The organism is Erythrobacter sp. JB2-19, from assembly GCF_057365005.1.
Window position 1 is genome coordinate 1,197,938 of record NZ_CP200290.1, and the last position, 20,794, is coordinate 1,218,731.

General features: G+C 58.8%; 21 protein-coding genes and 1 pseudogene. 14 read left to right on the top strand and 8 right to left on the bottom strand.

Features of this window, described 5'->3' with window-relative positions:
• Window positions 1–2 precede the first annotated feature (2 nt).
• Window positions 3–434, top strand: coding sequence for a MerR family transcriptional regulator (locus tag AC0V6O_RS05755; protein ID WP_486142312.1), 432 nt, complete (start codon window positions 3–5; stop codon window positions 432–434).
• A 51-nt stretch (window positions 435–485) separates the two neighbouring features.
• Here AC0V6O_RS05755 and AC0V6O_RS05760 read toward each other — a convergent pair.
• The 4 genes and pseudogenes from AC0V6O_RS05760 to AC0V6O_RS05775 all read right to left on the bottom strand — a co-directional run bounded on the left by AC0V6O_RS05760 (window position 486) and on the right by AC0V6O_RS05775 (window position 6,186).
• A pseudogene (locus AC0V6O_RS05760) lies at window positions 486–3,907 on the bottom strand (chromosome segregation SMC family protein).
• A gap of 30 nt (window positions 3,908–3,937) precedes the next feature.
• Window positions 3,938–4,687 carry a DsbA family protein gene (locus AC0V6O_RS05765; RefSeq protein WP_486142314.1) on the bottom strand — a complete coding sequence of 250 codons (750 nt, stop codon included), beginning with the start codon at window positions 4,685–4,687 and terminating at the stop codon, window positions 3,938–3,940.
• 150 nt (window positions 4,688–4,837) lie between these two features.
• Complete coding sequence (locus AC0V6O_RS05770) at window positions 4,838–5,563, bottom strand: DsbA family protein (RefSeq protein WP_486142316.1); 726 nt, start codon at window positions 5,561–5,563, stop codon at window positions 4,838–4,840.
• A gap of 44 nt (window positions 5,564–5,607) precedes the next feature.
• Entirely contained in the window at window positions 5,608–6,186 is a 579-nt protein-coding gene (locus AC0V6O_RS05775) for a DUF721 domain-containing protein (protein ID WP_486142318.1), read from the bottom strand.
• A gap of 41 nt (window positions 6,187–6,227) precedes the next feature.
• Between AC0V6O_RS05775 and AC0V6O_RS05780 the strand changes: the two genes are divergently transcribed.
• Complete coding sequence (locus AC0V6O_RS05780) at window positions 6,228–7,310, top strand: A/G-specific adenine glycosylase (RefSeq protein ID WP_486142320.1); 1,083 nt, start codon at window positions 6,228–6,230, stop codon at window positions 7,308–7,310.
• Window positions 7,311–7,323: 13 nt separating this feature from the next.
• On the opposite strand, the gene AC0V6O_RS05785 is transcribed toward AC0V6O_RS05780, so the two are convergent.
• Window positions 7,324–7,545 carry a hypothetical protein gene (locus AC0V6O_RS05785; protein WP_486142322.1) on the bottom strand — a complete coding sequence of 74 codons (222 nt, stop codon included), beginning with the start codon at window positions 7,543–7,545 and terminating at the stop codon, window positions 7,324–7,326.
• 114 nt (window positions 7,546–7,659) lie between these two features.
• On the opposite strand from AC0V6O_RS05785, the gene AC0V6O_RS05790 reads away from it, so the two are divergent.
• From AC0V6O_RS05790 to AC0V6O_RS05810, 5 genes are read left to right on the top strand one after another with little or no spacing between them, the layout of a single operon-like run.
• Window positions 7,660–8,967 carry a serine hydrolase domain-containing protein gene (locus AC0V6O_RS05790; RefSeq protein ID WP_486142324.1) on the top strand — a complete coding sequence of 436 codons (1,308 nt, stop codon included), beginning with the start codon at window positions 7,660–7,662 and terminating at the stop codon, window positions 8,965–8,967.
• 5 nt (window positions 8,968–8,972) lie between these two features.
• Entirely contained in the window at window positions 8,973–9,905 is a 933-nt protein-coding gene (gene nudC, locus AC0V6O_RS05795) for an NAD(+) diphosphatase (RefSeq protein ID WP_486142326.1), read from the top strand.
• Entirely contained in the window at window positions 9,902–10,597 is a 696-nt protein-coding gene (locus AC0V6O_RS05800) for a DsbA family oxidoreductase (RefSeq protein WP_486142328.1), read from the top strand. Before nudC ends, AC0V6O_RS05800 begins: the two co-directional genes overlap by 4 nt.
• Window positions 10,594–11,400, top strand: coding sequence for an SDR family NAD(P)-dependent oxidoreductase (locus AC0V6O_RS05805; protein WP_486142330.1), 807 nt, complete (start codon window positions 10,594–10,596; stop codon window positions 11,398–11,400). Before AC0V6O_RS05800 ends, AC0V6O_RS05805 begins: the two co-directional genes overlap by 4 nt.
• A gap of 13 nt (window positions 11,401–11,413) precedes the next feature.
• Window positions 11,414–12,301 carry a DUF1295 domain-containing protein gene (locus AC0V6O_RS05810; RefSeq protein ID WP_486142332.1) on the top strand — a complete coding sequence of 296 codons (888 nt, stop codon included), beginning with the start codon at window positions 11,414–11,416 and terminating at the stop codon, window positions 12,299–12,301.
• A gap of 47 nt (window positions 12,302–12,348) precedes the next feature.
• On the opposite strand, the gene AC0V6O_RS05815 is transcribed toward AC0V6O_RS05810, so the two are convergent.
• Genes AC0V6O_RS05815 through mgtE form a run of 3 tightly spaced genes read right to left on the bottom strand, consistent with a single transcriptional unit; the run spans window position 12,349 to window position 14,825 of the window.
• On the bottom strand, window positions 12,349–12,909 hold the full coding sequence (locus AC0V6O_RS05815; RefSeq protein ID WP_486142334.1) for a hypothetical protein: 561 nt from the start codon (window positions 12,907–12,909) through the stop codon (window positions 12,349–12,351).
• Between the two features lie 25 nt (window positions 12,910–12,934).
• Window positions 12,935–13,330, bottom strand: coding sequence for a DUF1489 family protein (locus AC0V6O_RS05820; protein ID WP_486142336.1), 396 nt, complete (start codon window positions 13,328–13,330; stop codon window positions 12,935–12,937).
• A 31-nt stretch (window positions 13,331–13,361) separates the two neighbouring features.
• Window positions 13,362–14,825, bottom strand: coding sequence for a magnesium transporter (gene mgtE, locus AC0V6O_RS05825; RefSeq protein ID WP_486142338.1), 1,464 nt, complete (start codon window positions 14,823–14,825; stop codon window positions 13,362–13,364).
• 131 nt (window positions 14,826–14,956) lie between these two features.
• Between mgtE and AC0V6O_RS05830 the strand changes: the two genes are divergently transcribed.
• The 7 genes from AC0V6O_RS05830 (at window position 14,957) to AC0V6O_RS05860 (ending at window position 20,741) form a co-directional block, all read left to right on the top strand.
• Window positions 14,957–15,418: a peptidylprolyl isomerase gene (locus AC0V6O_RS05830; RefSeq protein ID WP_486142340.1), complete on the top strand. Its 462-nt coding sequence runs from the start codon at window positions 14,957–14,959 to the stop codon at window positions 15,416–15,418.
• Window positions 15,419–15,516: 98 nt separating this feature from the next.
• On the top strand, window positions 15,517–15,762 hold the full coding sequence (locus AC0V6O_RS05835) for a hypothetical protein (RefSeq protein ID WP_486142342.1): 246 nt from the start codon (window positions 15,517–15,519) through the stop codon (window positions 15,760–15,762).
• 23 nt (window positions 15,763–15,785) lie between these two features.
• Window positions 15,786–16,727, top strand: a complete 942-nt coding sequence (locus AC0V6O_RS05840; RefSeq protein WP_486142344.1) for a hypothetical protein — start codon at window positions 15,786–15,788, stop codon at window positions 16,725–16,727.
• A gap of 40 nt (window positions 16,728–16,767) precedes the next feature.
• Window positions 16,768–18,099, top strand: coding sequence for a tRNA (N6-isopentenyl adenosine(37)-C2)-methylthiotransferase MiaB (gene miaB / locus AC0V6O_RS05845; protein ID WP_486142346.1), 1,332 nt, complete (start codon window positions 16,768–16,770; stop codon window positions 18,097–18,099).
• A 138-nt stretch (window positions 18,100–18,237) separates the two neighbouring features.
• Window positions 18,238–19,284 carry a PhoH family protein gene (locus tag AC0V6O_RS05850; protein ID WP_472638406.1) on the top strand — a complete coding sequence of 349 codons (1,047 nt, stop codon included), beginning with the start codon at window positions 18,238–18,240 and terminating at the stop codon, window positions 19,282–19,284.
• Between the two features lie 12 nt (window positions 19,285–19,296).
• Entirely contained in the window at window positions 19,297–19,785 is a 489-nt protein-coding gene (ybeY, locus tag AC0V6O_RS05855) for an rRNA maturation RNase YbeY (protein ID WP_486142348.1), read from the top strand.
• A 32-nt stretch (window positions 19,786–19,817) separates the two neighbouring features.
• The gene (locus AC0V6O_RS05860; protein WP_472638408.1) at window positions 19,818–20,741 is read left to right on the top strand and encodes a hemolysin family protein; all 924 of its coding nucleotides are present in this window, start codon (window positions 19,818–19,820) and stop codon (window positions 20,739–20,741) included.
• Window positions 20,742–20,794: the final 53 nt, after the last annotated feature.

A 20,794-nucleotide genomic window follows, 5' to 3' on the forward strand; every position in this document is an offset into this window, starting at 1 on the left:
CGATGACTGACTTTGACGATGGCAAGGACGAAAGTGCGCTTCGGACTATCGGCGAGGTCAGTGATGGATTGGGCATCAAGCCTCACGTGCTGCGTTATTGGGAGCAGCAATTTACAGCTCTCAAACCCCTGAAACGCAGCGGCGGTCGGCGTTATTATCGACCTGAAGACGTTGAATTGGTTGAGAAGATCAATCAGCTCGTCAATGAAGAAGGTTACACGCTGAAAGGCGCACAGGCGGCCTTGCGAGCGAGTAACAGCGCTGGTGGAGATCGGCGCGGCCTTGATCGCCGGGTTGGGGATCGCCGCGCCGATGGTGACGATAGCAGCGAAGGCGGCAGCAGGGCTGCGGCCGCTCCTGCTAAGGATTTCAGCGAAGCAATTGCCAAGCTGAAATCGATCCGCGCGCGCCTTGCGACAGCCATCGAAGCTTAGTCATTGATTGAAGTGTTGCAGCGCTAGCCCGCGCGCTCAAATCTGCTCCAGTTACTCCGCGACCATCAGAGCCGCTTCACCCAGATCTACGCTGACTAGGCGTGAGACGCCTTTTTCCGCCATCGTCACACCGAACAGGCGATGCATCCGGCTCATCGTCACGGCATTGTGAGTAACGATCAGATAGCGCGTTTGCGTGTTTTGAACCATCGAATCGAGCAAGTCGCAGAAGCGCTCAATATTCGCATCGTCCAGCGGCGCATCGACCTCGTCGAGCACGCAGATCGGCGCTGGATTCGTCAGGAACAGAGCGAAGATCAGTGCCGTTGCGGTCAGCGCCTGTTCCCCCCAGACAGCAGTGATAAGGATTGCAAGCGCTTGCCTGGTGGCTGCGCGTAGATCTCCAGGCCGGCCTCCAGCGGATCGTCGCTATCGATCAGAGCCAAATGCGCCTGACCGCCTTCAAACAGGCGGGTGAACAGCTCGCGGAAATGCCCGTCGACCTCTTCAAATGCGGTGCGCAGTCGCTCTCGCCCCTCGCGGTTGAGATTGCCGATCGATCCGCGCAGGCGGTTTACCGCCTCGGTCAGTTCCGCTTGTTCGTTGGCGCTGCTGCCATGCTCGGCTTCGAGCTTTTCCAGCTCTTCGGCGGCTACCAGATTGACCGGGCCAATGCGTTCACGGCTGGCGCTGAGGCGTTCCATCTCATTACCCTCAGCGGTCGCATCGAGCACGGTTTGCGCTTCAAATTCAAACCGTTCGGCCAGCATCGGCGGCGGGCATTGGAACCGTTCGCCAGAGATCCGGGCCATTTCGCCGCGCCGTGCCTCTTGGCTTTCCGCCCGCGCTGCCAGAGTGGCGCGGCCTTCGCGCGCCACCGTCAGCGCTTCGCCTGCTTCTGCCAGTGCGTTGTCGCAAGTGGACATCGCCGCCTGACATTCTGCCAGCGCCGCCTCGGCCACCGCCAATTCCTCGCCCAGCCGGGTGCGCAGCGCATCACCTTGCTCAATCTCTTCGATTAGAGATGCGGGCTTGTCTGCGAAGACTTTGCGTTCTTGCTCGATCTCTTCAAGCCGCCGTCCGGCCTCGGCCATCCGCCGTGCGGCTTCGCCAGAGCGTGCCTCCCAGTTCGCACGGTCGGCCTGCTGGGCCGCGTTGCGTTCGCGCGTTACGGCCAGGCCCTGATCATGCGCAGCGAGCTCGGCCATCGCCGCTTGGACTGCGGAACGCGCCGCTTCGTGTTTCGCCTGAGCCGCCTCTAGACCCGCGCGGCCAGTGTCGGGCGAAGGCAGGGTGTCGCGTTTTTCCTTGGCGCCGGTCAGATCGCTTTCGGCTGCGCTTGTTTGCTCGCCAAGTTCCGCGCGAGAGCTGGCCAATTCTGCAAGCCGCGCGGCGATCCGTTCTTTGGCGGCTTCGGCTTGGTCAAGACGCCGCAGAGCATGGCGTTCTTCTTCGATGGCGCCCGTGATCTCGCGTTCTTGAGCGACCAGATTAGTTTGCAGCGCCGTCAGTTCCTCGCGTGCGCTGCGTTCGTTGCCTTCTGCGTTTTCCGCGGCATCTCGCAATCCGGGCAATATGCCTTCCAGCTCAGTGAGCCTGTTTGCGGCCTCCAGCTTGGCTGCCTCGGCTGCGCCTTCGCCGCGCGCAACAAATCCGTCCCAGCGGCGCAAATGGCCTGCCTTTGTAACGAGCCATTCGCCGGGATTGAGCGTTCGGCTATCGTCTTCGTCCGCAACATGGACCAAGGCAAGGCGCGCGCGGAGCTCTTCTGGGCAATGGGTGAGGTGGTCGATCAGGCTGTCTTTGACTGGCTTTGGAGCGGAACCACCGGCCCAAAACCTGCCTTCTTTGCCTTCTCCGGGAGAGCCAAGGGGTGATTTGGAATCGCGGCCCAGCACAGCGGCCATGGCGCGCTCATAACCGCGTTCAACCGCAACCTTTTCGAGCGCTTGCGGCAATCCGGCGCTGTCCTTGGTACGCTTGGCTCTTGCATCGCGGTCGCGCGCTAAAGCGGAATATTCGCGTTCGATCCCGGCCAATTCTGCTTTCGCTGCCGCAAACGCTGCCGCCGCATCATCGCGCGCTATCTGTAGATCGGACTTGCGGGCTTGGTTGGCCTCCAGCGTCTCGCGCAGCTTCGCAAGCGCCTCATCTGCTGCAGCGACATCGGCCTTGGCCGTCTCGACTTCGGCCTCTGGATCATTCCCAGAGGTCAGTTCGGCCTGCTGCCGTTCCAACCGCTCCTGCTCGCTCCGCAGGCGCGCAAGCCGGGTCTCCGCCTGCTCAATCGCGGCTTCTGCGACGCGCCATTCCGCCTCGACTCCGGCATGGTCTGCAGTCGCTTTGGCCAGAGCGAGCTCAGCTGTTCGGCTCGCGCGTTCCGTATCCTCTGATTTTGCAGCCATGGCCGGGCGCAGTTCTTCATCCCGTTTTAGCGCAGCATCGCTTGCCGCCATTTCACGGGTCAGGCGCTCCAGAGCATCGGCAGCATCGCTGGTCATCCGATCCGCATCGCCGCGATCTTCTTCTAGCCGGACGCGCTGACGCTCAAGGTCGGCGAGCCGTTGCTCCGCCGCTTCCAGCTTCTCCGCCAGAGCAGCCATGCGGTGACCATGCGCGCTGCTGTCATCACGGCGATCGGCCAGCTCATCACGGGCCTCGGCCAACTTTGCTGCGGCCTCTGCTTGTGCCTTTTGCGCGATATTGGATTGCTCTTTCGCGGCTGCGACCTTGTCATCCGCGCCCTGAGCCGCTGCACGAGCTTCCTTTGCTGCGTCGGCGGCATCGCGCCAACGTGCGAACAGTAGACGCGCCTCTGCGATCTGTATCTGATCAGTCAGTTTCTTATAGCGTTCGGCCTGCTTCGATTGCCGCCGCAGCGAAGCCATCTGCGTGTCGAGACCCGCCATCAAATCTTCGAGCCGGGCCAGGTTCGCTTCGGTCTGGCGCAGCTTGCTCTCGGCGTCCTTGCGCCGCACGTGCAGGCCGGCGATCCCGGCGGCCTCTTCCAGCATTTGCCTGCGCTCGGTTGGCTTTGCCGCGATCACTTGCGCGATCTTGCCCTGGCTCACCAATGCCGGAGAGTGCGCGCCGGTGGCGGCATCGGCGAAGGTCAGCGAGACGTCTTTTGCGCGGACATCGCGGCCATTAACGCGGTAGGCGCTGCCTGCGCCGCGTTCTATCCGGCGGGTGACGATCAGCTCTTCGTTATCATCGTCCGATGCATGTAGAACAACCTCAGCGAAATCTCGCGGCGGGCGCGAGCTCGTGCCCGCGAAGATCACATCTTCCATCCCGCCAGAGCGCATGCTCTTGGGCGAGTTTTCGCCCATTACCCAGCGGATCGCCTCCAGCAGGTTTGATTTGCCGCAGCCATTGGGGCCAACAACGCCGGTTAAGCCGGGCTCGACGCGCAATTCAGCAGGCTCAACAAAGCTCTTAAAACCACTGAGCTTTAGCCTGCTGATCTGCATATGCGGCGTGCCCCCGGCTATCCCGCTCGATTAACGAGCGCCGGCGCGTTGCAACGCGGGTTCAAGTTGATCCCAACTAAGGGCTTCGACCCGGGCGCCGTTCAAGAAGAAAGTCGGCGTGGCATTGACGTTCAGTTCTTCCGATTGCGCGGCGGATGTGTCTGCGATGGCTTGGATCCGTGCGCCATCTGCGAGGCAGGTGCGTGCCTGATCCGCGCTGAGGCCGCGTGCAGAGAAGAAGTCGATCAGGCCAGCGGCCTCTGCGATGCCGATAAAGCGTTGATCCACAGGCATTTGACCAGCAGCCTGATAGGCGGCGTTGTTACCCTGGACATTGCCCATAATGGCGGACAGCGAGGCCCATGCCTGGTCGGCCAGCGGCATCATGTTTTCTTTCTGGCCGCAGCGCACCAGAGTGGCGATGGTGAGATCAACCGGGTCGCGTACCAAATTGCGTATTTCAAAGCTGACCACACCGCTAGTGACGTATTTTTCCTTGAGCGGGACAACGCCGGTTGCGGCGAAGCTCGCGCAGGCACCGCAGGTGTGTGAGGCGAATTCAACCAGCTTCAGCGGAGCCTCAGGATTGCCGACTTGATAGCCGCCTTCTTCGGTTACGACGACGGTGTCGGTCCATGATGTGCCCTCTGGCGCCGGGATCGCGGCAATCGGCTCGCCGGACAGAACATCGTCACTGGCTTCTGTGTCATTGCAGGCAGCGAGCGCCAGCGCCAATGGAGCAGCGCAGCCAAGGGCAAGAATGCGGCGGGAAGAGGTCATGTGTTGGTTGTCCTTAAGTCTTGTCGAGAAGCGTATACGAAGGGGAACAGGCGGAAAAGTCCCCTGAGGGCCACCTGTTCACAAATGTGTGGGTTTGCCGTCAATAGAGGCATTGTAGAGCCTGAATTGTCCCGAAATTACACAATTTTGTCAGTCAAAATGGCTTTCGCCCAGTTCAGGCTCTTTGTCAGCGTTAGTTATGGCCTTGAAATGCGCAGTCAGAATAGGCTCCAGCGAACGCCATTCGTGCACATCCTTTTGCAATTCACCGTCGATCGCAAAGCTCGGCGTGCCTTCTATACCAAATTCTGCGGCATCGTCGGCTGTGTTCTGCATCAGTCGCACAGCCATCGCATCGTCGGCCAGACAAGTGTCGACTTCGATCGCGGAATAGCCGCGCTGTTTGATCATCTTGTCGGTCAGGCCAAGCGCGCTCGACATGTTCACGCGTGCTGCGCGGTCTCCGCGGCCCCAGATCGCCTGCTGAGATTGAGGCGCGCCCGCGGCGCGGGGCAGCCAGTCCCTTTGCGAGCGCATAAACATCGTGTGGTTGCCTTTGAACTTCTCAGGAGCCCCGCAAGCGGCCAGCATAGAAATGGTCAGGTCCAGCGCATTGCGAATGTAGGGCCGGATCTCGAACCGCAATTTGCCTGGTGAAATGAATGCGATGTCGAGCACCGGGTCGCCTTGCTTTGTAAAGGTGGCGCAGTGTCCGCAAGTGTAGCTGACGAATTCGCTGAGCAGCGTTTCGGCCTCTGGATTGCCCATGATATGGCCATCATCCGTTTGTTCAGCGGCGGTGTGCCACGGCCCTGATCGTGTCTGTGTCTCAGAATTCAGTTCTTGCGCTGTGGCTGGAGTGCTTGTCGCACTCATCGCCAATGCAAAGCCTACGCTAAGGCCAGCAGTCTTAAGCAATTTCACTTTTCGTCTTTCCCATTTTTCTCGCCGTCACTGAGGCTGCGGGCGAGCGATTCCAATACTGTGCGCAGTTCAGGATCGCCAATATCGCGCAGGCTGTCTCCCAATTCCATCGGGATCGGCTTCAGCGATGGCGGCGCTTTCGCAGGCTCTTTGGCATGGGTTGGCTTAACCGCGCCTTGCCGCAGCTTGATGCGAGAGACGGCCTGATATCCGAAGAATCGGTTCACGCGCTCCATAATTTCCGGGATCACCTGCTGGATCAGCGGAGCATGGGCGGGCATAACCACCAATTGCAAAATGCCGTCCGCTTTCTCGCCTGGCGGGAAACGTAACGCCTCCGGACTGCACACCTTGGCATGATGCGGGCCAACAATCTCTGGCCAGCGGGTGACGACGGAACTTTGTACAAAGCCAAACCGGCGAAAAGCGGTGCGGCCAATTTCTGGCATCAGCTCGCCAATCGGCTTTGCACCCATGCCGCGTTTGCGCGTGTATTTGCGCCCCGCAGTCTTGCGCGGGGTTTTGGCCGGATATTTCCCCGGCTTTTCACCGCCTGATGATGCGTCTTTGCTCAATGCCCATTCCGATCTGGCTCAGCCTTTGCCATAGCCTTGGCGTGACCGCTAGCGACAAGCATCAATCTTCCCCGAATGTGGGCGAAATATCTGGCGATTTGCTGGATTGGTACGATACGCATGCGCGCAAGCTGCCGTGGCGCAATCTGCCGGGTAATGCGCGGCCTAAAGATCCCGCCTGGCCATACCGCGTTTGGCTGTCGGAAGTGATGCTTCAGCAGACGACAGTGGCGGCAGTAAAGCCTTATTTTGCCAAGTTTACCGAGACCTGGCCGAATGTTGAGGCACTTGCTGACGCGAGCGAAGATGACGTCATGGCGGCATGGGCTGGACTTGGGTATTATTCCCGTGCTCGCAATCTGGTGAAATGCGCAGCCGAGGTCGTTGAGCGTGGTGGATTTCCCAGCACTGAGGCGGAACTGCTCAAATTGCCCGGGCTGGGCGCTTACACAGCGGCGGCGGTTGCAGCGATTGCCTTTGGCAAGCGGGCCGTGGTGGTTGATGCCAATGTAGAGCGCGTAGCTGCGCGCCTGTTCAATATCACTGAGCCTCTGCCAGCAGCGCGCAAGGCCATTCGCGAGTGCGCGGATCAGATCACGCCGGATACGCGGGCAGGTGATTTTGCACAGGCGATGATGGATTTGGGATCGAGCCTGTGCACCACGAAAGTGCCAAAGTGCTTGCTGTGCCCACTTGCTGATCATTGCGCCGCGCGAAGGGCCGGGGAACCAGAACGTCTGCCGGTAAAGCCAGCCAGGAAGGCCAAGCCAGAGCGTATCGGCACAGCCTATTGGATCGAGCGAGGCGATGGTGATGCGCGCGAAGTTTGGCTCGTCAAACGCGAAGGCACCGGAATGCTCGGGGGAATGCGTTCGCTGCCCGACAACGGCTGGAGCGCTCGCAATGACGGCGATCGCGCGCCGCCGTTGAGCGGCGACTGGCGCGACCTTGGCGCTGTTCGGCATACATTCACGCATGCCCACTTAACCCTGACGCTCGAACGTTACGAAGGCAGTCAAGCGCCAGTCGGCAAAGGCGAATGGTGGCCGCTTGAGCGCTTGGAAGACGCTGGCCTGCCGACCTTGTTTGCCAAGGCCGCGCGTCTGGCGCTGGCGCAGGACTAAGCCGCCGAGAGGATTAAATAATACCGCCGCCCAGCATCAATCGAAGAGAAGCGATCAGCAGCACAATCAGGCAGAAATTGCGGCCGCTGTCTTTGGATGAAAGCGCGCCGACGACAATCCCGATCACAATCAATGGCAATGCCAGCCAATTGGCCCAACCCAGGAACGGGGTCGTGGCTGGTATGACGATGACCAGTGAGAGCAGGCCGATGAGAATAGAAGCAAAATTCAGCATGTGTATTACATGACTATGACACCTTAAAATTTCAAGACCCAAATCAAGTCTTAATTGACCACCTACCTTATCTCGCGCAAACAGCGCACAATCAAAGTTTGGAGAGACCCCCTCATGGCATTTCGCGAATTTCACTCTGGTCCGACCTCGCGCCGGGCCTTGCTGCGCGGCGGCACTTATCTGGCCGCTGGCAGCGCTCTGGCGACATTGCCGTTTGGCCGGATCGCGTTGGCCCATGATGTAAGTGAGAGCTGGCCGAATGTGTCGGCGATGATCAAGAATTATGTCGATACCCGTAAGGTTGCCAATATGATGGTGACCTTCGGCAATGCTCAGGAAGACCACGCGCACACGGTCGGCGGCGGGACATTGTCTCTGCAAAGTGACAAGCAAGTCGATGAAAATTCGCTTTATCGGATTTACTCCATGACCAAGCCGATCACGGGCATGGCGACCATGATGTTGATCGATGAAGGTAAGCTGGGTCTGGACCAGCCGCTGGGTGAAATCCTGCCAGCCTTTGCCGAAATGCGGGTGCTGAACGATCCCGAAGGCGCGCTTGACGATACGGTGCCGACCGAGCGCCCGATCACGATCCGGCACCTGCTGACGCACACAGCGGGCATTGGTTACATCATCACCAGCAAGGGGCCTCTGCTAGAGGCATTTGCTGAGCAAGGCCTGGTTGGCGGACGCGTGAGCCGTTTCCCTATTCCGGGCCTTCCCGAGGTCACACCCGCGCCGAGCCTGGAGGTTTGGGCGGATCGTTTGGCTGAGCTACCGCTGATGGCGCAGCCGGGCACAAAATGGATTTACTCTGCCAGCTTGGATTTGCTGGGCCGGGTGATTGAGGTTGCTTCCGGCCAGAGTTTTGAGAGCTTCCTGCAAACGCGCATCTTCGATCCGTGCGGCATGACCAGCACCTATTTCACTCTGCCAAAGAGCGAAACAAGCCGGATGACCGATAATTACGGGATCGCGGGCGGCTTCCCTATCCCAATCGATCCGGCGGCCAATTCGATCTATCTCGATGTGCCAACTGTGCCATCGGGCGGGGGCGGACTGATCAGTTCGCCCAAGGATTATGACCGATTCCAGCGTATGCTGCTGGGCATGGGTACACTCGACGGCACCAAGGTCATGAGCGAAGAGGCGGTGCGCATTGGCACCTCCAACCTGCTGCCGGACACGGTCGACACCTCGGATTCGTGGATCGCTGGAGAAGGGCACGGTGCGGGCGGCCGCAGCGTTGGCACTCAGTTTGGCTGGGGCGGTGCGGCGGGTACGCTCGCGAGTGTCGATTTCGGCACGCAAATGCGCGTCGCCTTGTGGACGCAATATATGCCGACCGAAGCCTATCCGATCCGTAAGGAATTCTTGGCCGCACTCGAAGCCGATATGCCAAAAGCGGCAGGCGGTTAAACCGGATGCACAAACCCGTCACCGCGCCGAGCGTTCTCACCACTGGCCCGATTGCTTTTGCAGGTTCGCCGATAGACCGCGCGGATCATATACGGGTCAATAAAGAGGCGCTGGGCGCGCGGATGGATTGGCACGCGAAGGTGCTGATGCTCGATGGCCTGCTGCCGCAAATTGACGAGATGGGCAGCTTGATGTGGGGCACGCTGGCGGATGTTCCGCAAGAGGCGGAATTGGTGTTCCTCGGCCTGATGGATGACAAGGCTTGCTTTGCCGCTGTGCCAGAACAAGGCGCGACGGGCCCAGCCTATGCCATGCCGCGTGCATGGCAGGCGATCCAGCGACTTTCCCCGCCTGATCTGGCGATTTACGGCGGCGCACGCAGCCTGGTTGACTGGCATGCACGCCACCGCTTCTGCGCCAATTGCGGGCAGTCAACCAGCCCAGCGAAGGGTGGCTGGCAGCGCAATTGCGCACCGACGGACGAAGGCGGCTGCGGCGCGCAACATTTCCCGCGCACGGATCCAGTCACCATCATGCTGGTAGAGAACGAGGGGCGCCTTCTCCTCGGACGTCAGCCTCGGTTCCCGCCGCGCAGTTTCTCTGCACTGGCTGGCTTTGTTGAACCGGGCGAGACCATAGAAGAGGCGGTCGCGCGCGAGGTGCATGAAGAGGCGGGCCTGCGCGTGCGCGATGTAGAATATATCGCGACCCAGCCTTGGCCGTTCCCCAGCCAGTTGATGATCGGATGCTATTCGCAAACCGACGAAACCGAGATCACGCTCGACGTCGAAGAACTAGAGGAAGCGCGCTGGTTCAGCCGCGACGAGGTAGCGCAGGCTTTGGCCAATCCCGGCAGCGAGGAGACCGCGTTTTCCGCGCCGCCGCCCGCCGCGATTGCGCATAGTCTGCTCAAATGGTGGCTGGAGAAATCGCAATGAGTGCACCGGATCAACTGACCATCGACATCTATTCCGACGTGATGTGCCCCTGGTGCGCGATTGGCTATGGCCAATTGACCAAGGCCTTGGATGAGCTGGGCGGAGAGATCGAGGCGCAAATCCGCTGGCGTCCGTTTGAGCTGAACCCTGACATGCCCGAGACCGGCGAAGAGCAAGAGGCGCATTTGCAGCGCAAATATCGGCGCTCCGCCGAAGAAGGCGCGAAAATGCGCGGGCAGATGAAAGCAATTGCCGAAGGGGCAGGGGTCTCGCTCACCTATAAGGGTGAAGACGCAGCCAATGCGCCGCCGGCCATGATGTGGAACACGCGCGCCTGCCATGTGCTGTTGACTTGGGCACTGGAGCAGGCCGGGCCAAAGGTGCAAACCCAATTGAAGCTGGCTTTGTTTGCCGCTCATTTCAACCACCGTCGCAACCTGTCTGACCGCGAGGTCCTGCTCGATATCGCTGCGAGCGTTGGCCTGCACCGAGAGGCTGCTAAGGCGGCCTTGAGCGACGAGGCGCTGATCGCAGCAGTCGAGGCCGAAGAGCGCCAAGCGTGGGATCTCAACATTTCGGGGGTCCCGGCGATGATCGTGAATGGCAAGTTTATGATCCCCGGCGCGCAGGCTCCGGACGTCTATGTCAACGCTCTGCGCCGAGTGGCGGAGAAATCGCGGGCGGCAGTTTGAGTGATCTTTCGCCCAAGACCGCCGTCATCACCGGCGGGGCTAGCGGCATCGGATTGGCGCTCGCCAAGCGGTTGGCGGGGCAGGGCGCGCAAGTCATCATCGCCGACCTTCCCGGATCAAAGCTCGACAGTGCTGGTAGCATCGCAAACGTCACGGCTCGCGGCTGCGACGTATCAGATCTTGCTCAGGTTGAAGCGTTAGCGGCGACCGCATCCGAGCAGTTTGTGACCATTGATTTGGTGATTAACAATGCTGGACAAGGCGGCGTTCATGGGCGATTATGGGAGGTGGAACCAGAGGCCGCACGCGCGCATTTCGATGTCAATTTCTGGGGCATTTGGAATGGCTGCAAAGCATTTGCCCCGCTTCTGGTTGAACAGGGAACACCATCGGCGATTTATAACACGGGTAGCGAGAACAGCTGGTTTTGCGCGGTTAAGCAATCGGCCGCCTATGTCGCGGCAAAACATGCGGTGTTGGGCATGACAGAGAGTCTGCGCGGCGACCTACCCGATCATGTGCATGCCGGCCTGATCATTCCCGGCTGGGTCTTCACGCCATTGGGGCCAGAACGCTTCATGAAGTACGGAATGGAGGTCGACGATTATGTCGATATCATATTGCCGCAAATCTTTTCTCGCCAACGCTTCGTAACTAGCCACGGATACAATGAGGTTCGCATTGGCGAGCGGATGGACGCATTGCATGAAAGCTATGCCAAATTTGCATTGCCAGCGGACAAAGACGAAAAGCACGACGTGCAATTGATGATGGCGGCGCTTCGAAAGGCTGCTCAAGATTAAAGGAAACCGGGACGTGGGGAAATCTGCAAAAAGCCTGATGGTGACGGGCATTGTGGCTGTCATTGCATTTGGTTTTGCTGCCTTTGCGGGCAGTAATAGTGTCGAGATATTCGGATATTCGGCGTTTTTCCTGTGCGCGATCCTTGCAATGGCGGTGAACTGGCTGGTTTTCATTCCGTCGGCGGCGACGCAGTCAGACAAGTTTTACGACACCATCGGCGCGGTCACTTACCTTTCGGTAACGGCGTTTGCCTGCTGGGCGGCCTGGCCGCTTGATTGGCGCAGCATTGTGATCGCCGCAATGGTGGCGATCTGGTGCATCCGGTTGGGGAGCTTCCTTTACATCCGCATTCACGCCATGGGGGGGACCGACAGCCGGTTTGAGAAGATCAAGGTCAATCCTGCGCGCTTCCTCGTCGCATGGACGCTGCAGGGCTTGTGGGTTCTGCTAACCGCGTCGGCTGCTCTGGTCGCGATCACGGCAACGGACCGCGCGCCGATTGGCGTGTTCTTCTGGCTGGGCGCCGCGGTTTGGCTGCTCGGCATTACGTTTGAAGCGGTCGCCGATGCGCAAAAGAATGCGTTTAAGAATGACCCTGCGAACAAGGGCAAGTTCATCAATGTTGGCCTGTGGAAGTGGTCGCGCCATCCCAATTATTTCGGCGAGATCACTTTGTGGACCGGCATCTTGATTATGGCGCTGCCGGTGCTGTCTGGCTGGTCTTGGTTGGTGGTAATATCGCCAATTTTCGTGACGCTATTGCTGACCAAGGTGAGCGGTATCAACCTGCAGAACGCACAGGCCAAAGAGCGCTGGGGCGATGATCCAGCCTATCAGGAATATCGCAAGAACACGCCGGCGCTAATCCCGAGCCCGCCAAAGCTATCCAAAGCCAGCTGACTAACTTCAGTCACAATAATTTAGTTTGCCGAGTAGGGCGCTGAAACTCAATTTTTGCTATCTTTGAGTTTGGCATATGCAGTCCACAAGTATGAGAAGAAAATCGCTCCGCTGCCTAAGACGAAGACCCAATCCCCCATTGTCGAAGGTTGGTTCGCCAGAGAGAAATAGAGGGCTGCCGTGCCTAGGCATAGACCCGAAGCAACGACGGTCCATGACATTAATGCTCTTGCGGCTTTGCGCGCTTCGGAGGGGCTGCGCGGAGGGGTAACGTCCTCTCTTCCTCTGACCAATCGATTGGGCGCATAAGCATGCCAAAAAATGGATGCGCCTATGAAAACCATAATTGCTGCTACGGTCGGATACATGGTCCATTCGGGCAGCTGGAGGACCACATCGAGCACTGCATAAGTGAATACAAAAACTAAGCATAAGAGCACCACCTTCCAGTGAGCTTTTGCGCTGTTGCGCCTCATCTCATCTTGCTTAAGTGATTGATACTCTTCCGAGGTTACGAACTTTCCGCCTGACTTTCTCGACGGATAATACAAGTAGCCATCCTCAAACGGCTCAAATTGTTTGTCGAAAAGATATTCTGAGGCGAGCATATTGCGTCTTTGACTCACTTCGTATTCAAATCAGCCCAAGCCGCTCCAGCTTACCAGCGAGCTTGCCCGGCAATACGTCGCCAGCATCCTCTCCCTCAGCCAGATCGGCGGGTGCATTTTCTTCTTTGAGATAACGCCAGCCCTGATGCGCACGTTTGCGTTGTTGGTGGACCCGGATCAGCTTCGCCTCTAGCTCAATGTGCCAGCGCCCATCACCAGTCTCAGAGAAACAAATGATTGGCGAGCGCGCGACCAGCGAATGGTTCAAAATCCAGAAGAGTGATCCGCCCACCATTTCCGCATGGCGAGTTGGGCGATATTTTGTCGTCAGCAATTTGGGATTGGGGCTATTCTCATACCAACCGGCGAGGTCATCCCAGCTTTTCGCGCCGAACGCGATCTTGGTCATATGGAGCGGCATGAAGGCTAAGATAGGGCGCTGAGCGAATTGCTCAAGCGGCTGGCACCAGTCCACTAACAACTGCGAGGCCGAGGAACGCCAAAAAGCCCATTGAGTCGGTGATCATCGTCACAAACACACTGCTCGCGACCGCAGGATCCTGATCAAGCCGTTCGAAAATCACTGGTACCAGCACACCGGCTAGACCCGCGACCACGATATTGATGATCATGGCTGCGGCGATCACCGTGCCCATCATCGGGTTGAACAGGAAGGCGGCGGCAATTCCGATCAGCACGGCGATTGTCGCGCCGTTGAGGATCGCCACCCGAACCTCGCGCCAAACGGTTCGCCAGGTGTTGGCGCGGGTCAGCTGATTGGTCGCAATCGCGCGCACGGCCACGGCCATAGTCTGCGTGCCCGCATTGCCGCCAATGCTCGCCACGATCGGCATCAACACGGCCAGGGCGACCAGTTTCTCAATCGCCGCGCCAAAGAATGCAATGATCGCGCTCGCGACAATCGCCGTGCCGAGGTTTGCGACCAACCAGCGTACGCGGCTGGAATAGGCCTCTCTGATTGGTTCGTTAATGTCGCCATCGCCCGCGCCGGAGAGCAGCAGAGCGTCTTCGCCGGCTTCTTCAGAGATAATGTGGACGATGTCATCCACCGTCACCTGGCCGACCAGACGCCCGCTTTCATCGACAACAGCGGCGGAAATCAAGGCGTATTTCTGAAACATCAGAGCGACCTCTTCCTGATCTGTCGTTACCGGGATCAGCGTCTGGTCGCGTTTCATCAGATCGGTCAGTTTGATGTTGCGCGGAGTCGTCAGGATCCAATTGAGCGCGCAGGTGCCCACAGGATGGTGGCGCTGATCGACAACGAATACTTCCCAGAAATCATGCTCCAGATCGCCATTTTTGCGCAGAAAATCAATCAGATCACCGACCGTCATATGCTCCGGCACCGCCATAAAATGGCGGTTCATTAGTCGCCCGGCGGTCTCCTCTGGATAGGACAGCGCGCTGGTGACGGCGGCCTGCGTCTCCGGCTCCAGCTCAGCGATAATGGCGCGCTGGTCGTCCTCGTCCAAATCTTCCAGCAGCTGAACCGCATCATCGGTTTCAAGCTGCTCCGCAATGCTCGCAACCGCTTCCGGCTCGAGCGCCTCCATCATGTCTTCGCGGACGTGATCGTTGAGCTCGGCCACCACCTCGCTCGACATCAGATCGCTCATCGCGCCGGCTAGGCCCTGCCGTTCGTCAGAATCGAACAGTTCGAGCAAATCAGCAACATCGGCTGGATGAAGCGGCTCGACCAGTTCGTGTAGAGCGGTGTTGTCTCCGCTTTCAAACGCTTGCCGCACAGAGCGGACGAAGCGCGGCTTCAGCCGGTTTTCTTCATCGTGCCGTTCATCATCGATCCGGTCGTCCGGGCGCGCGCCATCATCGCCGCCATCTTGCGGCAGATCAGCGACCAACAGGTCTTCATCAAGGCGGGTATCATCAGACATTGGCGCAAGGTCTAGGCTGCGCTGCTTCAAAAGCAAGCGTGTAGGGGCGGCTGGCCCACCGCTATGCTGGGGGGTGACTCGGTTTCAGATATGCGTATAGCGAGGGCCAAATTCATCAGGAGACACTTTACATGGCCGAAACACTCACATTCACTCTGGACTGCGGCGATGGCAAAACCGGCGATGTCGTCATCAAACTGCGCGCAGACCTGGCACCTGGTCACGTTGAGCGCATTTCTGAACTGGCGGCGGAAGGCTTTTATGACGGCGTCATTTTCCACCGCGTGATTGATGGCTTTATGGCGCAAGGCGGCGACCCAACCGGCACCGGCATGGGTGGCAGCGACAAGCCTGACCTGAAGGCAGAGTTCAACTCAGAACCGCACGTTCGTGGCACCTGCTCAATGGCGCGCTCGCAAATGCCAGACAGCGCGAACAGCCAGTTCTTCATCTGCTTCGGCGACACCGAATTCCTCGACGGGCAATACACCGTCTGGGGCCAAGTGACTGAAGGTATGGACTTTGTCGACGCCCTGCCAAAGGGGGAGCCACCTGCGAACCCGGGCAAGATCGTCAAAGCGACCGTCGCTTAATGGTGAGGGCGGGCATTGGCTTTTGCGTCATTGCCTGCCTCTCCGCTTGTGCGGACCAGCGATCTCCTGTTGTATTCGATGGTCAGACAGATCGGTCGATGGACAGGGTCGTGATTTGTCTAGAAGGACAAATTGAATTCGACGATGTCGATCCGATTTTGACGAGGCGTTCTGGCAGTAAGGCTGCAGCGCGGTCTTACTTTCTTGCTGAAGGTTTAATCATTCATTTCTTCGACCGCCGCGGTGATGTTGAATTGATCCGGGTCCGAGGAAACCGAAAGCTGACCGATCTGGAAAGAGATGCGCTGATCCGTTGCGCGCCATATCCCCGCAATCCGCTTTGATTATCGCCGGGAGGAAATAGAGATTGTTCTTTCGTTCTATCTTGGCATTTTTGATCGCGACGACACTCTCCGGCTGCGTCACCTATCCTAACATCACGCAATCGCGCAGTCCGTGTCGGATGGATCCGGGCGGATGGTGCGGCTTTGTGCGCGAAGCAGCGGAGGTCAGCTACCCTTACGCTTTGGCCGCGACCAATGCCTATGAGGGAGACGATGACACGTTTTCCACATTGGGCGGTTCATTGGTTCGTCTTGAGCGGTTGCCTGTCGAAGAAGACGACGGCGATACTGGGTTTGACTATCAGATCTTTGGTCAGTTTAAGCAGCCTCTGAGCAGCGCAGAAGGCGATGCTGGTGGACGCCAGCCCGATGCCTATATCATGGCGTTTCGCGGCACTGACTTTGATGGCCTAGCTGATATTTTCTACGGCACAGTGCGCGACGATCAGCTAGAGCTGGCGCACAAGTATTTTGATCTTGAGCGAGCGCGGTTTGCCGAAGATGCTGAATGGATCGCCACCGGCCATTCGCTCGGCGGAGCTTTGGCAGCAGAAATCTCGATTCGCCACGCGGATGTTAAGGCGTGGATGTTCAACGTCTCGCCATTTTACCGGGGCAAGTCGATGACCAATGATAGCAATCGCACGGTGATCAATGAACGCGGTGAGGCGCTCAGAAGCCTGCGCAAATTCCGCGCTGCGCCGGCCTCTGACTTGTTTGTGATCAATTGCTGGCCGCAAGCCGGACGCTTTACCAAGCACAAAGTCCGCCCGCTGGCCGACTGCATCACTTGGATCGCCGCTTATGAGAGCAAGGATGCTCTGAGCGTTGTAAGGGCAAATGAGGTTCGCAAACCGGCGGTTGAATGCGGGGAAGATGGCAAAGAGCACCCTGGCCCAGGCACCGCGCAAACTGAGCCGTGCGTGCATATTGCCCGCCGTAAAGAGGATGCCGACGACGAGTGATTGAACGCGGGGCGTATTCCCGCTAGACGCGCGGCCAATCATGAAACCGACCAACCCTCCTAAAACGTACCGCGTCAAAAACTTCGGCTGCCAGATGAACGTCTATGATGGCGATCGGATGGGCGAATTGCTGAGCGAGCAGGGCATCACCCCTGCGCCAGAGGGCGAGGACGCTGATCTGGTCGTGCTCAACACCTGCCATATTCGCGAGAAAGCGGCGGAGAAGATCTATTCCGATATTGGCCGCCTGACCAAGGGCAAGACGCAGAAGAAAGCTCCGATGATCGCGGTGGCTGGCTGCGTCGCTCAGGCAGAGGGCGAAGAGATCATGGCGCGCGCTCCGGCGGTGTCCATGGTGGTTGGCCCGCAGGCCTATCACCGCCTGCCAGATATGCTGGACAAGGCCGTTAAGGGCGAACGCGCGACCGACACCGATATGCCCGCGATTGCGAAATTTGGCGCTCTGCCAAAGCGGCGGCGAACCGCGCCCAATGCGTTTCTGACGGTGCAGGAAGGCTGTGATAAGTTCTGCACCTATTGTGTGGTCCCTTATACGCGGGGAGCGGAAATTTCGCGCCCGTTCAGCGATTTAACTGAGGAAGCGCGCAAGCTGGTAGATGCCGGTGCGCGTGAGATCACGCTGCTGGGGCAGAATGTGAACGCTTGGAGCGGTGAGGATGATGCGGGCAGGGCGGTCGGCCTTGCCGGGTTGATCCATGAAATTGCCCGGATCGATGGGCTTGAGCGCATTCGCTACACCACATCGCACCCCAACGATATGGATGATGCGCTGATTGAGGCGCATGGCGAAGTCGAAAAGCTGATGCCCTATCTGCATCTGCCCGTGCAATCGGGCAATGATAGGGTGCTGAAGGCGATGAACCGCTCGCACACGGCAGAGAGCTATCTCAAACTGTTGGAGCGGTTCCGCAAAGTGCGCCCCGACATCGCTCTGTCAGGCGATTTTATCGTTGGCTTTCCCGGCGAAACCGATACCGAGTTTGAGGACACGCTCAAGCTGGTCGACGAAGTCCGCTACGCGCAGGCTTACAGCTTCAAATATTCGCCGCGGCCCGGAACACCGGCTGCGACCATGGACAATCAGGTCGCGAAAGAAGTGATGGAAGAGCGGCTGGCCCGCCTTCAAGACGCGCTCAGCCGCGATCAAATGGCCTTCAACGCCGCGAGCGCAGGCAAGACCTGCGATGTCCTCGTTGAGCGAAAAGGCAAACTGCCAGGCCAATGGCTTGGCAAATCGCCGTGGCTGCAAAGCGTGTGGTTCGAAGGCGATGTGCAAATCGGCGATATGGTCCGCACGGATATCGTCGAAGGCCGACCTAGCTCACTGCGCGGCGAGCTGGTCACAGGATAGCGCATTCCGCGCATACGGGACGCCAGCTCTGTGTTGCACTTGTGCGACTTTCCCCATTGGTCGTGGTGAGTGCGCTTGCCATCGCGCGCATCCGGCTTACTTTCACGACTCAGGCAATTGGCACAGATAAAGGATCCTATGGGCCGCAGACCTTCCGATACAATCGATCCGGCCGCATTGCCCGGTTCCATCAATGCTGATGATGCAGTGGCGGCTGAGGCCCACGGCGCAAAGGCTGAACTGAGCTTCGAAAATCAGTCGCTGCTCGGCCCCTTGTTTGGACAATTTGACGCCAATTTGGTGCAGGTCGAAAATCGGTTGAGCGTGATGATCCATGCGCGCGGCGATAAGGTGCTGATCGAAGGGCCAGAGGACAATGTGGCGCGGGCGCGAGAGACGCTGACCACGATGTATGATCGGTTGGCTCAGGGGCAGGAGCTGGATGCGGGCGCGATTGAATCGCTAATTGCGATGTCGCACGAACCCACGTTGGAGGGGATTATCTCAGGCGAAGAGAAGAATACGCCGATCATGATCCGCACCCGGCGTAAGACTATCGTGCCGCGCTCGGCCAATCAGATCCCCTATATGAAGCAGTTGTCGCGTGATGAGCTGATCTTTGCGCTTGGCCCGGCGGGCACGGGCAAGACCTATCTCGCGGTGGCGCAGGCCGTCAGCCAACTGATCTCTGGCAGCGTTCAGCGCCTGATCCTGTCGCGGCCAGCGGTGGAAGCGGGCGAAAAGCTCGGCTTTCTGCCTGGCGATATGAAGGAAAAAGTCGATCCCTATCTGCGCCCGATTTACGATGCGCTGTATGATTGCATGCCGCCCGAACAGGTGGAGCGCCGGATCGCCAGCGGAGAGATTGAGATTGCGCCGATTGCCTTCATGCGCGGGCGGACTTTGGCCGATGCGTTTGTGATCCTGGACGAGGCACAAAACACGACGCGCGAGCAGATGAAGATGTTCCTCACCCGGTTTGGCCAGAACAGCCGGATGGTGATCTGTGGCGATCCGCGCCAGGTCGATATTCCCGGCGGTGACCGCATGTCCGGCTTGGCCGATGCGGTTGACCGGCTAGAGGGCGTGGACGGCATCGCCGTTACCCGCTTTACCGCAGCGGACGTGGTGCGGCACCCAATCGTGGGCCGCATTGTCGAGGCCTATGAAGGCCCGGGCGCGTAAGCCTGATCCAATATGCAGCTCGACATCGACATTGAAGATTGGCCCGCTGGTGAGTGGGAGGCGCTTGCTGAGCGTGTGGCGGAAGCGGTTCTTGGTCTGACCGAAGAGCTCGCCAATCCGCGTCTCACCGTCAGCCTGCTGTTCACCAATGATGCGGAGGTCCACGCGCTTAATCGTGAATGGCGAGATCGGGACAAGCCAACCAATGTGCTGAGTTTCCCCATGCTGGCGCGGGATGAACTGCTGGCGCTTCCCTCCGAAGGCCCGCCAGAAATGCTCGGCGATCTTGCCTTGGCGCACGAGACCTGCGCGCGGGAAGCGGCGGACAAGGGCATCAGCGTGGAGCATCACACAGCGCATCTGATCACCCACGGCCTGCTGCATCTGGCGGGATATGACCATGAAACATCCGATGAAGATGCCGACGCAATGGAGGCTCTGGAAATTGCAATCCTTGCAAAAATGGGTATCGCAGACCCATATGCTACGCCCAGCACTTAAGGAGCATTCCCGCGAAGGGCCCAAAACTGACAATGCCCGATTCTCAATCCCCCGCCGGAGACGCGGACAGTAGCAGCGGGCTGTGGGCCCGTTTCCGAAAACTCATCGGCGCCGGCGACGGCGATCGGTCTTTGCGCGCGCAGCTTGAAGAGGCGATCGACGAGCACGAAGACGAGAACCACGATGACGACCGCGAGGACAGCGGCAATAGCAACGGCGATCTCTCGCCGGTTGAGCGCCAGATGCTGCGCAACTTACTCCATTTCAGCGAGCATGACGCCGATGATGTTGCGGTCCCGCGCGGTGAGATCATTGCGGTTGATGCCGCGGTAAGCTGGGAAGAGCTGGTCGCAAGTTTCAGCGAGAACGGGCATTCGCGCATGCCGGTCTACCGCGACACGCTCGATGAAGTGATCGGCATGATCCACATCAAAGACGTCTTTCCGTATTTGGCCAATGGCAAGCAGCCGCCCAAGGATTGGACGACGTTGATGCGTCAGCCGATCTATGTGCCACAAGTGCGCGGCGCGCTCGATGTGCTGGCCGATATGCGCGCGCGGCGCGTCCACCTAGCGATTGTGCTTGATGAATTCTCCGGAACCGACGGCCTCATCACGATTGAGGATTTGGTCGAGGAAATTGTTGGCGACATCGAGGATGAGCACGATGAAACACCAGAGGCGCTGATCGTTGCGATTGGCGAGGGCATGTGGGATTGTGATGCTCGCGCGGAGCTTGATGATGTGGCCGAATTGGTTGACCCTCAGCTCGCCGAGGTTGAGGAATCAGTCGACACTCTGGGCGGGCTGGCCTTTGTACTGGCAGAGCAAGTGCCATCCGTGGGCATGCGGCTGGAACATCCCAGCGGCTGGCGGATTGAAGTAACAGCAGCGGACGAAACGCACGTCAAACGCCTGCGTCTGCACGCCCCAATACGTGAAGAAATAACAAGCTAGCTAAGAATTATTCGCAGTTAGTTCGATTTTTTGCATCTTTTTTGCTGGTCATG